Source organism: Virgibacillus carmonensis, from assembly GCF_057836705.1.
The window spans coordinates 1-516 of sequence record NZ_JBYQFJ010000418.1; the positions used below are offsets into that span (position 1 = coordinate 1).

At 31.4% G+C, this 516-nt stretch carries 1 protein-coding gene; it reads left to right on the top strand.

Annotation, left to right across the window (positions count from 1 at the left end; genetic code table 11):
• On the top strand, positions 1 to 241 hold a 241-nt coding region (locus AC3G7N_RS22655), incomplete at its 5' end, for a hypothetical protein (RefSeq protein ID WP_489424346.1).
• Positions 242 to 516: the final 275 nt, after the last annotated feature.

Consider the following 516-nt stretch of genomic DNA (forward strand, 5'->3'; position numbering starts at 1 on the left):
AAATACAAGCGACCGTCCATTTGTTCCTAAAGAAAAGATTTCCGCTCAATTACTTTCAGAAAGTGTTGCGGAAACCTCGGATGACAAATTTTTTAAAGAAAGAAATGAAGAATTAAAGCCTGGAGAAGAAGTTACAGGTAACTTAGTGTATACGCACAGTTTCGATGATGAGGTATATTTTTTAACATATGAACAAAAAGCAACTACAGAGACTAAATTTGAATTACCTGTTACTAATTAATTTTTGAATTTCTATTACATGTGGTGTTTCTGTTTTACGCATCTAAATTTTCGCCAATATTGAAAATGAAATTTAATCCTTGGTTCTCAAAACCAAGTATGAATAAAAAATATTCCAAAGGGAACCAAATAGATTAGATTGCCCTTTGGATATGGAAACAATGACTTAAATAGAGCACCATCCTATATTGAAGGAAATGTCAAAAGTGATTTGGTTTATTCCAGCATTAGCAAAGGTATGGCCTAATCAATTTCTTAAACATTAGAAGTTAAGTT